Here is a 14,250-nt window from a genome sequence, read left to right on the forward strand (position 1 = left end):
CGTCCTCAAACGCCGGACGGGCTGGATATTGGCGGCCTGTATGGAGAAGCGGCCGGACGGGCTGGATGGTGGCGGCCTGTGTGGAGAAGTGGCCCGCAGGGCAGACACGTCCCCGTGTCCGGAAGTAACCCGTCCGGATTTCGCCCTTGCTCTCCCCCCGTCTCCCGCGCATCAATGGAACCGTAAGTTCCGACGGACCGTCAGATTCCCGCTCGCGTGGCGCACCGCACCGCGTCCGTGAGGGGAGCTGAGGTGTTTCTCCCGTCCATCCCCACATGGCATTCCCAGACTCGGGAAGGGAACCGGATCCATGAAAGGCAAGCTGAGAAGCAAGCGAATCGGAACGGGTGCGGCACTGGTGACGGGGGTCCTCGCGGCCACCTCGCTGGCGTTCGCGCCCAGCGCGCTCGCCGTCACTCCCCAGACGGCGACGATCACCGCGGACTGCGGCATCTTCGGCGGCGGCGACGCCACCGTCACGGCCACCCAGGACGGGACGGCGGCGACGGTCACCGTCACCTCGTCCATCACCGCTCCGCTGGCCCTGTCGCAGGACTCCATCTCCTCCACCTTCACGTTCGTGAACGCGAGCGGTGGCACCACTGTGTTCAGCGGTACGAAGAACCCGGCCATCGCGACGGGTGAGGCCGTCACCGTCGGCCCGCTCGACGGCACCGTGGCCTCCGGGGACAGCCTGGAGGCGTACGGCGGCTCGCTGCAGCTGACCATCTTCGGCATCGCCGTGACGTGCACGGCCACCGGACCGCAGTCGCCGGGTCCGTTCGTGTTCGACTGAGAAGTCGCCCGACGATTCCCCCCACGGGCTCAACTGGGCCGTCAGTTCCCGCCGTTGGGCGAGAACTGACGGTCCATCAGTTTCTTTCTCCGTGTCCATTGACTTCTCACGCGATCCCCACATCAATGCCCCCTGTGGGCGCGGACGAGCCGCTGTGCCCACCGTCCTCAGGAGGGGGCACAGCCATGGCTACGACATCCCGAAGACGCCGATGGGCGTCGTTGCTCGGGGTGACCGCTCTCGCGGTCGCCACGGGCGGTGCGCTGGCCTGTCCGGCCGGCGCGTCGACGAACGTGGACTTCGCCACGCACTGCATCCCGCCGGCGGTCGCGGGCATCCCGCCGATCGACGGCACCACGACCGCCGCGATCACGGTGGACAAGACCGCGCCCAAGGTCGGCGACACGGTCACCGTGACATACACGGTGGTCAAGCCGGCCGCCAGCAACCCGACCGCGCTCGCCCTGCCGGCCGACATCATGACGCCCACCGGGAAGGTCACCCTCGGCGGTGCCCAGACCGGCAGCTTCACGGTCGCCGGGCCCAAGAAGAACGACCCGGTGCCCGGCAACGGCGCCTTCCCGTCCTTCTCCATGACCGGCAGCTTCACGGTCACCACCCCGGGCGCGATCACCCTCTCGCCCGGCGACTACAACATCCACACCAGCTACATCCTGGAGCTGGACACCCCCTGCACGGTGACGAACCCGCCGGCGCCGGTCTCCGAGACCGTCACGGCGACGGCCACCACACCCGTCAACACCCGTGCGATCAGCCTGAGTTCGGCATCCGGCAATGCCGGTGACAAGGTCACCGTCACCGGCAGCAACTTCACCCCGGGTGCCACCGTGACGCTGGCCGGGCGGTCCGGCAGCGCGCAGACCGCGGACACGGCGACCGTCACGGCCACCGGCGCCGGCACCATCAGCGGCTCGCTCACCGTCAACGACAAGACGACGACCGGGATCGTGGCGTACGAGGGCAGTGCGTGGAGTGCCGATCTGGGTGCCGGTCCGGCCGCCTATGTCGTCAACGACACCACGCCCGTTCCGCCGGGGAGTCAGAAGCTGACGACCACCGTCAAGGCGGGCAGTCTGTCGATGTCGCAGGCCGGGGACGCCGTGGGCCTCTCCGCCGTCGACTTCGGCAAGGGCGGTGCCTCCACGGGCGCCCTCAACACGGTGACGGTCCAGGACTTCCGCGGCGGACCCGCGGGCTGGTCCCTGACCGGCAAGGTCACCGACTTCACCGGTCCCGGCGCCAAGATCGATGCCGGGGCGCTGAGTTGGACCCCCGCCTGCGCCACCAAGGCGGGCAGCCCGAGCACCTGTGTCGCCGGTTCGGCGGGCACGGTGGGCAGTTCGGGAGCGACGCTCGCGTCCACGCCCGACGGTACGGTCACCGGCGGTCAGTTCACCGCCGACGCCGGACTCTCCCTGAACGTACCGGCGTTCACGCCTCCGGGCTCGTACTCCGGCGTTCTGACGCTCACGCTCACCTGACCGTCCGAACTCACCTCCGGTGGCCGGGCGCCCGCACCCGCCCGACCGCCGCACACCACGTCCGTGGGGGTCCGCACCCATGCGCAAGCTGTACGTCCTCCTCCTGAGCCTCTGCCTCGGCGTGCTCGCCGCGCCCTCCGCCCACGCGGCGGACAACGGCAGTTGGTCCGTGTACCCGGCCGCCTCGCAGATCGCCGCGCGGCCGTACTTCTATCTCTCCGCCGATCCCGGCCAGACCATCCAGGACAAGGTGGTCGTCGCCAACAAGACGGCGCAGCCGCTCACCTTCCGCCTCTACGCGGCCGACGCCTACAACACCGCGCGCGACGGCGGGTTCGCCGTGCGGACGGTGAAGGAGAAGATGCGCGGCGTCGGCGCGTGGGCGAAGCCCACCAAATCCCAAGTCACCGTCCCCGCCCACAAGTCGGTCACCGTGCCGTTCACCCTGCACGTACCCGAAGGGGCCGAACCCGGCGATCACCCGGGCGCGTTGGTCGCCCTCGACGAGCGTGTCGACAAGGGCGACGGAAGGCTCGCGCTCGGCGTGCAGCGGGCCGTCGGCGCCCGTGTCTACCTCCGGGTCAGCGGTCCGACGCTCCCCGCGCTCGCCGTCGAGCACGTCCACATCTCCCATCATCAGCCGCTGGTACCGGGGTTGGGGAGCAGCGACGCGACGATCTCCTACACGCTGCACAACACCGGCAACGTGACCCTCGACCCGAAGGTGACCCTGAAGGCGCAGGGCCTGTTCGGCCGGACGCTGCTCTCGCGCGGACTCACCCGGATCCCGGCCGAGTTGCTGCCCGGGCAGAGCGTGAAGCTGACCGAGCCGTGGAAGGGCGCGCCCCAACTCGACTGGGGCGACGTCACGTTGACCGCGAGCGCGACGGGGACGAAGCAGTCGGCGAGCGTGTCGTTCTTCGCCCTGCCGTGGCTGGCGGCGGCGCTGCTGCTCGCGGTCGGGTTCGCCGGGGGAGTGCTGGCGGTCAGAGCGCGTCGGGGCCGCGTTCGCCCGTCCGTACCCGTACGACCGTCTCGACCGGAATCGACCACACCTTCCCGTCCCCGATCTTCCCCGTCTGCGCGGCCTTGACGACCGCGTCGATCACGGCGTCCGAGTCCGCGTCGTCGACGACGACCTCGATCCGCACCTTGGGCACGAGGTCGACGCGGTACTCGGCGCCCCGGTACACCTCGGTGTGGCCGCGCTGCCGGCCGTAGCCGCTGGCCTCGGTGACGGTCAGGCCGTGCACGCCGAGCTCCTGGAGCGCCGTCTTGACCTCGTCGAGGCGGTACGGCTTGACGATCGCGGTGATGAGCTTCATGGCTGGGACGTGACCTTCTGGAGGGAGGGGACGGACGAGCTGACCGGGGCTCCGTGCCCCAGGACGCCGTGATCGTATGCGGTCTCGGCGTGCACCGTAAGGTCCAGACCCGTCCGCTCCTCCTCTTCACTCGCCCGCAGCCCCATCACGCGGTCGAGCAGCTTCCCGATCCCGTACGTCACGAGGAACGCGTACGCCCCTACGGCGACCACGGCCACCAGCTGCCTGCCGAGCTGGGCGAGCCCGCCGCCGTAGAGGAGACCTTCCGGACCGCCGGTCATCGAGGTGACCGCGAAGACGCCGATCAGGAGGGTGCCGATGACTCCGCCGACCAGGTGGACGCCGACGACGTCGAGCGAGTCGTCGTAGTTGAGCTTGAACTTCCAGCCGACCGCGTACGAGCAGACGGCACCGGCGGCGAGGCCGACGACCAGCGCGCCGAGCAGCGAGACCGAGCCGCAGGACGGGGTGATGGCGACCAGGCCGGCCACCGCGCCGGAGGCCGCGCCCAGGGTGGTCGGATGGCCGTCGCGCTTCTGCTCGACGAAGAGCCAGCCGAGCAGACCGGTGCAGCCGGCGGCGAGGGTGTTGAGGAAGGCCGCGGCGGCGAGGCCGTTGGCGCCGAGCGCGGAGCCCGCGTTGAAGCCGAACCAGCCGAACCAGAGCAGGCCCGCGCCCAGCACGACCATGGGGAGGTTGTGCGGCCGCATCGCTTCGGACTTGAAGCCGAGGCGGGGGCCGATCACCAGGCACAGGGCCAGGCCCGAGGCGCCCGAGGTGATCTCGACGGGGAGGCCGCCCGCGAAGTCGAGGGCGCCGAGGTGCGCCGCGATCCAGCCGCCCGGGCCCCACACCCAGTGCGCGACGGGAACGTATACGAGCAGCGCCCAGACCGGCACAAACACCAGCCACGCCCCGAACCGCACCCGGTCGGCCACCGCGCCGCTGATCAGCGCCGCCGTGATGATCGCGAAGGTGAGCTGGAAGGTGGCGAAGAGGAGAGTGGGGACGGTGCCGTGGACGGCGTCCGGGCCGAGGCCCGCCATGCCCGCGTGCTTCAGCCCGCCGATGAGCCCGCCGCCGAGGTCGTCGCCGAAGACGAGGGAGTAACCGGCCGCCAGCCACACCACCGTGACCAGGGCGATCGACACGAAACTCATCATCAGCATGTTGAGGACGCTCTTCGTGCGGACCATGCCGCCGTAGAAGAGGGCCAGGCCCGGGGTCATCAGCAGGACCAGGGCGGTGGCGGCGAGCAGCCAGGCGGTGTCGCCGGTGTCGATGCTCCCGGCGAGTGCGGTGGCGAGGGTCACGGTCGTCTCCAACGGTGTGGGGGCTCGTCAGAGGGTCACCGGCCCGGGTTTCCGGTTGCGCACGTCCGTGTTTCCGTGACGTTTCATTGCGTCGGGGTTACCGAAAGCTCACCGTGTGAGGCTCCGGTGGACTGTTGTGCGGCGCGGGCCTGTGGATCAGGGACAATGGGCGCCATGAGCGTTCGTACCCCGTCATCCAAGCCGTCCGAGGCTCCTCACCGCGCCGGCTTCGCCTGCTTCGTGGGCCGCCCCAACGCGGGCAAGTCCACCCTTACGAATGCTCTGGTCGGCCAGAAGGTGGCGATCACCGCCAACCAGCCGCAGACCACGCGGCACACGGTCCGCGGCATCGTCCACCGGCCGGACGCGCAGCTGATCCTGGTCGACACCCCTGGCCTGCACAAGCCGCGCACGCTGCTCGGCCAGCGGCTCAACGACATCGTCCGCACGACCTGGGCCGAGGTCGACGTCATCGGCTTCTGCCTCCCGGCGAACGAGAAGCTCGGCCCGGGCGACCGTTTCATCGCGAAGGAACTGGCGTCCATCAAGAAGACGCCGAAGATCGCGATCGTCACGAAGACCGACCTGGTCGACTCCAAGACCCTCGCCGAGCAGCTCATCGCCATCGACCAGCTCGGCAAGGAGCTGGGATTCGAGTGGGCGGAGATCGTGCCGGTGTCGGCGGTCGCGGACCAGCAGGTGGATCTGCTCGCCGACCTCCTCATCCCGCTGCTGCCGGAGGGGCCTGCGCTGTACCCCGAGGGCGACCTCACCGACGAGCCCGAGCAGGTCATGATCGCGGAGCTGATCCGTGAGGCGGCGCTGGAGGGTGTGCGGGACGAGCTGCCGCACTCCATCGCCGTCGTCGTCGAGGAGATGCTCCCGCGCGAGGACCGCCCGGCCGACAAGCCCCTCCTCGACATCCACGCCTTCGTCTACATCGAGCGGCCGAGCCAGAAGGGCATCATCATCGGCCCGAAGGGCGCGCGGCTGAAGCAGGTCGGGATCAAGTCACGCAAGCAGATCGAGGCGTTGCTGGGGACGCCGGTCTTCCTGGACCTCCATGTGAAGGTGGCGAAGGACTGGCAGCGGGATCCTCGGCAGTTGCGGAAGCTGGGGTTCTAGAGGGCCGGTCGGGGTTCTGCGGGCTTTTTCGCCCCCGCCGCCCCTACCTGTCCCATCCCTCCGGGGCTCCGCCCCGGACCCCGCTCCTCAAACGCCGGAGGGGCTGGATTTTCACCCCGTCTGGCGTGGTGTGAGGGACATGTCCTGCAACCCCACCACCCGCAGCAGCTGCAAGCGCTCGTACGACTCCGTGCCCGGCCGTGCCGTGTGGATGATCAGCAGGTAGTGGTCGTCCTGGTTCAGGAGGACCTCGCAGTCCAGTTCCAGGAGGCCGACCAGGGGGTGGCGGAAGCGCTTCGTGGACTGGCGGCGTACAGCCACCTCGTGCTGGTCCCACAGGTGGGCGAACTCCTCGCTTCCCGCCCGTAGTTCGGCCACCAGTGCGGCCGGTTCCGGGTCGTCGGGGCGGGCCGCGGCCACTGCCCGGAGGTTCGCCACGTGGGCGCGGGCGTGGTCCGGGATGTCCTCCGGTGGGAACAGTTCCCGTGAGGCGGGGTCCAGGAAGAAGCGGCGGAGCATGTTGCGTTCCCGGGGCGGGCGGGCGAACGCGTCGCCCGACAGGGCCCGTGCCATCGCGTTCTGCGCGATCACCTCACCGCAGTCGCTGGACACATGCGCCGGGGTGTCGTGCAGCCGGTCCAGGACCAGCAGGAGGGCCGGCCGCAGGTGCGCGGTCCCGCCTCCCCGGCGCGGCGGTTCCTCTCCCGTCAGATGGAAGAGGTGGTCGCGTTCGTCGTCCGTGAGCCGCAGCGCCCGTGCGAGCGCCGTGAGCATCTGGCGGGACGGGTGCGGGCCCCGGGACTGTTCGAGGCGCGTGTAGTAGTCCACCGACATCCCGGCGAGCTGCGCCACCTCCTCGCGGCGCAGACCGGGCGTACGGCGGCGGGCGCCGGTCGTGAGGCCCACGTCGGAGGGGTCGAGGCGGGCCCGGCCCCGGCGCAGGAAGTCGGCGAGTTCGGCTCGGTTCACGCTTCCAGCGTGCGGCAGTCCGCCCGGCTTATCCAGGGACTGCTGATCCCCTGATCGGAAGGTCTCTCCCGGCCGCGGCCCGGCTGCCCAAAGCTGATCGGGACGAGAGGAGCACATGATGCTGACACTGGTGACAGGCGCGACGGGACAGGTCGGCCGCCGCTTCGTACCGAGGCTGCTGGCGCAGAGCCGGGCAGGGGAGCGGGTACGGGTCCTGGTCCGCGACGAGACACGCGGCGAACCCTTCGCCGAGCTGGGCGCCGAGGTCGTACTCGGTGACCTGAGGGACGAGGACGCACTGGGCAAGGCGGTGTCCGGCGCCGACGCGGTCCTGAACGTCGCCGCGTCCTTCCGCGGCGTACCGGACGAGGAGGCCTGGGCCGTCAACCACGCGGCGGCGGTCGCCCTCGGCCGAGCGGCACTGACCTCCGGCGTACGGCGCTTCGTCCAGGTGAGCACCGGGATGATCTACGGCGTGGGGCGCGGCCGGCCGCTGACCGAGGAGGACGAGAGCCGCCCCGGCGGCAAGATGTGGGGCGCGTACAACGAGTCGAAGGTGGCGGCGGAGCGTGAACTCCTCTCGCTCACCGACATGGACGTCCGCGTCGCCCGGCTCCCGTTCGTCTACGGCGAGGGCGACCCCCACCTCGTCAACTCCCTTCGGTGGGCGGCACATTGGGCCTCGAACCAGCGCCTTCACATGGGCCACCACGCGGACGTGGCCCAGGGCCTTCTCCGCATCCTGCACGCCCCGGGAATCGCCGGCCGCGTCTACAACATCGCCGACGACGCGCCGGTCACCGCGGTCGACCTGCACCTGCTCAACGGCGTGGAGATCCCCGCCGAACTCGCCCGGAACACCGACCCCGACCCCTGGTTCGGCGTCATGTCCACGGAACGCATCCGCCGCGAGCTGGGCTACCGCCCGATGTTCCCGACGGCATGGTCGGCACGGGACGCGGGCGTGCTCTGACCCGCCTCACTCCACCCCCCGAATCCGCCGAACCAGCAACGCCCCCGCCATCCCGATCACCGCCGACACCAGATACAGCACCCGGTACCCGCCCAGATACGTCACGATCGGCGCGGCCAGGGCGGGGGCCGCGACCTGCGGAAGCGCGTTGGCGACGTTGATGACGCCGAGGTCCTTGCCGCGGTCCAGGGCCTTGGGGAGGACGTCCGTCATCAGGGCGAAGTCGACCGAGGTGAAGACGCCGAAGCCGATGCCGAGGAGGGCCGCCGAGGCCACCGCGCCGGGCCAGGTCTGCCAGCCCGCGAGGACCGCCGTGGCGACCGCCATCAGCACGCCGGACCAGATCACGAACGGCTTGCGGCGGCCGACCCGGTCGGACCACACCCCGCCGACCACGACCGTGGCCAGGAGTGTCAGGCCGTTCACGGCCGTGAGGATCAGGACCCCCTGGTCCGGGTCGTGGTAGTGCAGACGGTCGCGCAGGTAGTACAGGAGGTAGAGGAGGACCAGTGCATTGCTCAGGTTGATCAGGAAGCGGGTCAGCCATGCCCAGCCGAGGTCCGGATAGCGGCGCGGGCTCAGCCAGAAGCCCTTGAAGAAGCCCTGCCAGGACCACAACGGCCGGTCCGCCGGGCGGAGTTGCAGGTCCTTGTAGCGGAGGACGTACGGGAGCACGCCCACCGCCGTGAACACGGCGCACGCCACATAGCCCGCCCCGATGCCCCCGGCCGCCGTCGCAAGCCCCGTGCCGGCGACCACGCCCAGGATCTGCGCGGCGCCCAACCAGCCGCCCACAGAGCCCCGTTGGAGGCGCGGGACGCGGTCGGGGACGGCCGCCGTGACCGCCGCGAAGGCCGCGTTCAGGGTGAGTTGGACCAGGCACCAGCCGGCCGCCATCGTCCACACCCCGCCCGCGCCCGCGAGCAGCAGCAACGACAGCGCCCCGCCCGCCGACCCGGCCACGATCCACGGCGTACGGCGCCCCCACCGCGAGGTCGTACGGTCGGACAGCGCGCCGAAGAGCGGATTGGCGACCAGGGACACCAGCGCGCCCGCGCCGGTCACCCACGCGAGCATCGTCTCCTTGGACATGCCGGTGCCGGGCGCGAAGTCCTTGGCCTGGGAAGCCAGCAGGATCTGGAGCGGGCCGTACCAGCCCACCCAGATCGCCCCGTTGGCGAGCGAGAGCGCGGAGGTCCAGCCCCGGCCGACGCGTTCGACGGGTTCGGCGAGGGCGCCGGGCGCGGAGACCGCGTCCGCCGCGTCGGCCGTCGTCATCCCTGTCCCCGCTCTCTCTGCGCCCGCAGCAGGCCCTGGAACCAGCCGTACGACGCCTTCGGGGTGCGCGTCAGCGTGTCGTAGTCGACGTGGACGAGGCCGAAGCGGCGCTGGTAGCCCTCCGCCCACTCGAAGTTGTCGAGGAGCGACCACACGAAGTAGCCGCGGACGTCCACGCCCGCCTCCAACGCCCCGTGCAGCGCCCGGACATGGCCGTCGAGGTAGGCGATCCGGTCCTGGTCGTCGAGGCCGTCGTAGGAGCAGCCGTTCTCGGTGATGACGACGGGCGGGAGGCGGTCGCCGTAGCGGTCGTGGAAGGTGGTGAGGAGTTCGGTGAGGCCCTCGGGGACCACCGGCCAGCCGAAGTCGGTGACCGGTACGCCCTCGATCTCCCTTACGGAGAAGGGGAGTTCGGCGGGGAGGGTCAGACCGCCGAACTCGATCTCGGCGCCCTGGGGTGCCCCGACCAGGGTCGGCGCGTAGTAGTTGATGCCGTACCAGTCGATCGGCTCGGCGATCACCTTCAGGTCGGACTCCACGTCACCCGGCATCAACTCGCCGAGCCCGGACGGGTATTCGCCCAGGAGCAGAGGGTCGGCGAAGAGGCGGTTGAGGAGCAGGTCGTAGAAGTTCGCCGCCTCGATGTCCTCCGGCTCCTGCGAGGCCGGCCAGGTCGGGCCGTGGGAGTTGGCGATCCCGATGTCGGCGGCACCGGCCGCGCGCAGCGCCCGTACCGACAGGCCGTGGGCGAGGAGTTGGTGGTGGGCGACCGGGAGCGCGTCGAACAGGAGCGTCTTGCCCGGGGCGTGGGCGCCGAGCGCGTGGCCCAACAGGGTTTGTTCCGCAGGCTCGTTGAGGGTGATCCACTTCTTGACGCGGTCGCCGAGGCGGTCGGCGACCACCGACACGTACTCGGCGAGGCGCGAGGCCGTGTCCCGCTCCAGCCAGTCCAGCCCGACCGGGAGGTCCCAGTGGAACAGGGTCGGCACCGGACGGACGCCCGCCGCGAGCAGGTCGTCGACGAGACGGTCGTAGAAGTCGAGGCCGCCGGGGGAGTTCACCCGCGGCCAGGAGATCGAGAAGCGGTACGCGTCCACGCCGAGGTCGTCCAGGAGGGCCACGTCCTCGCGGTGGCGGTGGAAGTGGTCGCAGGCCACCGCCGCCGTGGAACCGTCCTTGATCCGGCCCGGTTCGGCCTCGAACACGTCCCAGACGGAGGGATCGCGCTTGTCCGCCGCACCCTCGATCTGGTGGGCCGAGGTCGAGACGCCCCAGAGGAAATCGGCCGGGAACCGGGGTATCGGGTTGCCTGCATCAGTCGCCATGCGCCGGATCATCCGTACCGGTGGTAACGGGTGTCAACGGGCGGGCGTGAACAAGCAGTTACGCACCTTCCTTCAACACCCTCTGGATCAACGTCCGTTGCTCCTCCGTAAGCCTGGGGTCGGCCGTGTACACGGTCTTCCCGTCCACCGTGATCTCGTAGTGGAAGCCGTCCGGTACACCGGACTTCGGCGTGCGCTGGCCGTCGGCGACCGCCCGCTCGGCCAGCGCGTGCCACTCATGGGCGTCGGGCCGCGCCGAGGTGTCGACCTCGCCGCGGCGCTCGATGCCACCGAACCCGCCCGTGCGCCGTACCTGAATACGCATGGGTCCTGTCTAGTACGGATACGGGCCCGGCGCGACCGCCGTGGTTACGAGATCGGCACCCCGACCTGCTCCCACGCCTTCTGCACGGCCTGCAGTTCCTCACCGCCGTCCCCGAACCGCGTCTTCGCGGCGGCGACCGTGAGCGTCGCGAAGTCGGTGAACAGGGCGTCCTTCTTGAGTTCGCCGCCGGTCAGCACGTCGTACCAGATCTGTCCTGCCTTCTCCCAGGCGTGGCCGCCGAGCGCGTCGGCGACCAGGTAGAAGGCGTGGTTGGGGATGCCGGAGTTGAGGTGCACACCGCCGTTGTCGCGCCCGGTCTTGACGAAGCCGTCCATCGTCGCGGGCTGCGGGTCCTTGCCGAGCGCGTCGTCGTCGTAGGCCGTGCCCGGGGCCTTCATGGAACGCAGGGCGACGCCGGAGACGCGCGGGGCGAGCAGGCCCGCGCCGATCAGCCAGTCGGCCTCGGCGGCGGTCTGGCCGAGCGAGTACTGCTTGATGAGGGAGCCGAAGACGTCGGAGATCGACTCGTTCAGGGCGCCGGACTGGCCGAAGTAGGTCAGGTTCGCGGTGTACTGCGTGACGCCGTGGGTGAGTTCGTGGCCGATGACGTCGACCGGGATGGTGAAGTCGAGGAACAGCTCGCCGTCGCCGTCGCCGAACACCATCTGTTCGCCGTTCCAGAACGCGTTGTCGTACTTCACGTCGTAGTGGACGGAGGCGTTGAGCGGCAGGCCCTCGCCGTCGATGGAGTGCCGGTTGAAGGCGTTGAGGTAGAGCTCGAAGGTGGCGCCGAGGCCCGCGTAGGCGCGGTTGACGGTCGCGTCCTTGCCGGGGTCGGAACCCTCGGCGCGGACCTTCTTGCCGGGCAGGTCCTGCTTGTGCTTGGCGTCGTAGATCGTGCGCCGCGGCTTGTCGGTCTCGGTGGGCGCGGCGACGGTCGGTGCGCCGAGCACCGTGGTCAGCCGGCGGTGGGTGCGCTCGTAGGCGTCGCGCTGCAGGGTCTCGCGGGCGGGACCGGCGAGCGCGGGGTCCTCGTGCTGGGCGAGCTTGTCGAGGACATGCGGTGGGACGATCGTGCAGAAGACGGGCTCGAAGCCCCCGTGAGTCGTCATGCCCGGCACCTTGGCACTGAGTCATGCGGCTGTCACTACCGGCAACCATGATTGGTGAAATACGGGGACAATCATCACAGTCCCGTAGCAGAGAGTGGTATACGACGGCCGATGTCCCGCATAGTGATACGGCCCCCCGCACCGCGCACGACTCGGCTAGTCTGCTGGACATCATGCGTATCGGGCTGCTTCTCCTTAGCTGCCGCGGCGAGGGCCTGTAGTCGTAGGCCGACCCCCTCCCCGCGGAGTCTGGCGTTGCGCCGTCGGCCGTCCTTCAGGACACCACGAGGAGCCCCCGCATCATGGCAAGCAGCCGCGTCAATCGCCAGCAGCCCAGTTCCATGCCGATCCACAAGTACGGCCAGTACGAGCAGGTCGACATCCCCGACCGCACCTGGCCCGGCCAGCGGATCACCGTCGCCCCCCGCTGGCTCTCCACGGACCTGCGGGACGGCAACCAGGCCCTGATCGACCCCATGTCACCGGCGCGCAAGCGCGCGATGTTCGACCTGCTGGTCAAGATGGGCTACAAGGAGATCGAGGTCGGCTTCCCGGCCTCCGGCCAGACCGACTTCGACTTCGTGCGCTCGATCGTCGAGGAAGAGGGCGCGATCCCGGACGACGTCACGATCTCCGTGCTGACGCAGGCCCGCGAGGACCTGATCGAGCGGACCGTGGAGTCCCTGAAGGGCGCCAAGCGCGCCACCCTGCACCTCTACAACGCGACCGCGCCCGTCTTCCGCCGCGTGGTCTTCCGCGGCTCCAAGGACGACATCAAGCAGATCGCCGTCGACGGCACCCGCCTGGTGATGGAGTACGCCGGGAAGCTGCTGGGCCCGGAGACGGAGTTCGGCTACCAGTACAGCCCGGAGATCTTCACGGACACCGAGCTGGACTTCGCACTGGAGGTCTGCGAGGCGGTCATGGACGTCTGGCAGCCCGGCCCGGGCCGCGAGATCATCCTCAACCTGCCCGCCACCGTTGAGCGTTCGACCCCCTCCACGCACGCCGACCGCTTCGAGTGGATGGGGCGCCACCTGTCCCGCCGCGAGCACGTGGTGCTGTCGATCCACCCGCACAACGACCGTGGTACGGCCGTAGCCGCCGCCGAACTGGCGCTGATGGCCGGCGCCGACCGCGTCGAGGGCTGCCTGTTCGGCCAGGGCGAGCGCACCGGCAACGTCGACCTGGTCACCCTGGGCATGAACCTGTTCTCCCAGGGCGTCGACCCGCAGATCGACTTCTCCGACATCGACGAGATCCGTCGTACGTGGGAGTACTGCAACCAGATGGAGGTCCACCCGCGCCACCCGTACGTGGGCGACCTGGTCTACACGTCCTTCTCCGGCTCCCACCAGGACGCCATCAAGAAGGGCTTCGACGCCATGGAGGCCGACGCCAAGGCCAAGGGCGTCACCGTCGACGACATCGAGTGGGCGGTCCCGTACCTGCCGATCGACCCGAAGGACGTCGGCCGCTCCTACGAGGCCGTCATCCGGGTCAACTCGCAGTCGGGCAAGGGCGGGATCGCGTACGTCCTGAAGAACGACCACAAGCTGGACCTGCCGCGCCGGATGCAGATCGAGTTCTCGAAGCTGATCCAGGCCAAGACGGACGCCGAGGGCGGCGAGGTCACCCCCAAGCAGATCTGGGCGACCTTCGAGGACGAGTACCTGCCGAACCCGGACAACCCCTGGGGCCGTATCCAGGTCAAGACCGGCCAGTCGACCACCGACACGGACGGCGTGGACACGCTGAAGGTGGAGGCGACGGTCGACGGCGTCGACACCGTCCTGACCGGCTCGGGCAACGGCCCGATCTCCGCGTTCTTCGACGCCCTGCAGTCCGTCGGCATCGACGTACGGCTCCTGGACTACCAGGAGCACACGATGAGCGAGGGCGCCTCCGCGCAGGCCGCCTCGTACATCGAGTGCGCGATCGACGACAAGGTTCTGTGGGGAATCGGGATCGACGCGAATACGACACGTGCCTCACTGAAGGCGGTCGTCTCGGCCGTCAACCGCGCTACCCGCTGAACCATCCTGACCGGCGGTTTACCCGTCGCTCAAGGGCCCCGCACGCCGCTCTCCGGCGGGCGGGGCCCCGTCGTTTACCGGCCCATAGATGTGGAGGTCACGATCAGGTGACGTACTGGGTACTGACACCAGCTAAACAAAGTTGCTAAAATAACGCCCGCCCGGCGCTGG

General features: G+C 69.9%; 13 protein-coding genes. 6 read left to right on the forward strand and 7 right to left on the reverse strand.

Annotated elements, in window-relative coordinates; translation table 11 throughout:
- Window positions 1-310 precede the first annotated feature (310 nt).
- From ACFXC1_RS30110 to ACFXC1_RS30120, 3 genes are all read left to right on the forward strand, one after another.
- Window positions 311-796, forward strand: coding sequence for a hypothetical protein (locus ACFXC1_RS30110; protein ID WP_381248198.1), 486 nt, complete (start codon window positions 311-313; stop codon window positions 794-796).
- 185 nt (window positions 797-981) lie between these two features.
- Complete coding sequence (locus ACFXC1_RS30115) at window positions 982-2,298, forward strand: WxL domain-containing protein (protein WP_381248200.1); 1,317 nt, start codon at window positions 982-984, stop codon at window positions 2,296-2,298.
- Between the two features lie 79 nt (window positions 2,299-2,377).
- On the forward strand, window positions 2,378-3,391 hold the full coding sequence (locus ACFXC1_RS30120; protein WP_381248202.1) for a WxL protein peptidoglycan domain-containing protein: 1,014 nt from the start codon (window positions 2,378-2,380) through the stop codon (window positions 3,389-3,391).
- Here ACFXC1_RS30120 and ACFXC1_RS30125 read toward each other — a convergent pair.
- Window positions 3,285-3,623: a P-II family nitrogen regulator gene (locus tag ACFXC1_RS30125; protein WP_033285968.1), complete on the reverse strand. Its 339-nt coding sequence runs from the start codon at window positions 3,621-3,623 to the stop codon at window positions 3,285-3,287. The genes ACFXC1_RS30120 and ACFXC1_RS30125 overlap by 107 nt on opposite strands.
- Window positions 3,620-4,936: an ammonium transporter gene (locus tag ACFXC1_RS30130; RefSeq protein WP_381248205.1), complete on the reverse strand. Its 1,317-nt coding sequence runs from the start codon at window positions 4,934-4,936 to the stop codon at window positions 3,620-3,622. The genes ACFXC1_RS30125 and ACFXC1_RS30130 overlap by 4 nt, the downstream gene beginning before the upstream one ends.
- A 165-nt stretch (window positions 4,937-5,101) precedes the next feature.
- On the opposite strand from ACFXC1_RS30130, the gene era reads away from it, so the two are divergent.
- Entirely contained in the window at window positions 5,102-6,061 is a 960-nt protein-coding gene (era, locus tag ACFXC1_RS30135) for a GTPase Era (protein ID WP_199811129.1), read from the forward strand.
- 111 nt (window positions 6,062-6,172) lie between these two features.
- On the opposite strand, the gene ACFXC1_RS30140 is transcribed toward era, so the two are convergent.
- The gene (locus ACFXC1_RS30140; RefSeq protein WP_381248208.1) at window positions 6,173-7,030 is read right to left on the reverse strand and encodes a helix-turn-helix transcriptional regulator; all 858 of its coding nucleotides are present in this window, start codon (window positions 7,028-7,030) and stop codon (window positions 6,173-6,175) included.
- A 118-nt stretch (window positions 7,031-7,148) separates the two neighbouring features.
- On the opposite strand from ACFXC1_RS30140, the gene ACFXC1_RS30145 reads away from it, so the two are divergent.
- Window positions 7,149-8,003, forward strand: coding sequence for an NAD-dependent epimerase/dehydratase family protein (locus ACFXC1_RS30145; RefSeq protein WP_381248443.1), 855 nt, complete (start codon window positions 7,149-7,151; stop codon window positions 8,001-8,003).
- Window positions 8,004-8,009: 6 nt separating this feature from the next.
- Here ACFXC1_RS30145 and ACFXC1_RS30150 read toward each other — a convergent pair whose 3' ends face one another.
- Genes ACFXC1_RS30150 through ACFXC1_RS30165 form a run of 4 tightly spaced genes read right to left on the reverse strand, consistent with a single transcriptional unit; the run spans window position 8,010 to window position 12,043 of the window.
- Window positions 8,010-9,281, reverse strand: a complete 1,272-nt coding sequence (locus ACFXC1_RS30150; RefSeq protein WP_381248211.1) for an MFS transporter — start codon at window positions 9,279-9,281, stop codon at window positions 8,010-8,012.
- Window positions 9,278-10,618, reverse strand: coding sequence for a GH1 family beta-glucosidase (locus tag ACFXC1_RS30155; RefSeq protein ID WP_381248214.1), 1,341 nt, complete (start codon window positions 10,616-10,618; stop codon window positions 9,278-9,280). The genes ACFXC1_RS30150 and ACFXC1_RS30155 overlap by 4 nt, the downstream gene beginning before the upstream one ends.
- Window positions 10,619-10,664: 46 nt before the next feature.
- Window positions 10,665-10,931, reverse strand: a complete 267-nt coding sequence (locus tag ACFXC1_RS30160) for a protealysin inhibitor emfourin (RefSeq protein ID WP_200712879.1) — start codon at window positions 10,929-10,931, stop codon at window positions 10,665-10,667.
- Between the two features lie 44 nt (window positions 10,932-10,975).
- Window positions 10,976-12,043, reverse strand: coding sequence for a M4 family metallopeptidase (locus ACFXC1_RS30165; protein WP_381248218.1), 1,068 nt, complete (start codon window positions 12,041-12,043; stop codon window positions 10,976-10,978).
- A 302-nt stretch (window positions 12,044-12,345) separates the two neighbouring features.
- Here ACFXC1_RS30165 and leuA point away from each other — a divergent pair, with 302 nt between their 5' ends.
- Window positions 12,346-14,079: a 2-isopropylmalate synthase gene (leuA, locus tag ACFXC1_RS30170; protein ID WP_381248221.1), complete on the forward strand. Its 1,734-nt coding sequence runs from the start codon at window positions 12,346-12,348 to the stop codon at window positions 14,077-14,079.
- The last annotated feature ends 171 nt before the right edge of the window (window positions 14,080-14,250 follow it).

Source organism: Streptomyces hokutonensis, from assembly GCF_042751305.1.
GTDB classification, from domain to species: Bacteria; Actinomycetota; Actinomycetes; order Streptomycetales; family Streptomycetaceae; genus Streptomyces; species Streptomyces hokutonensis_A.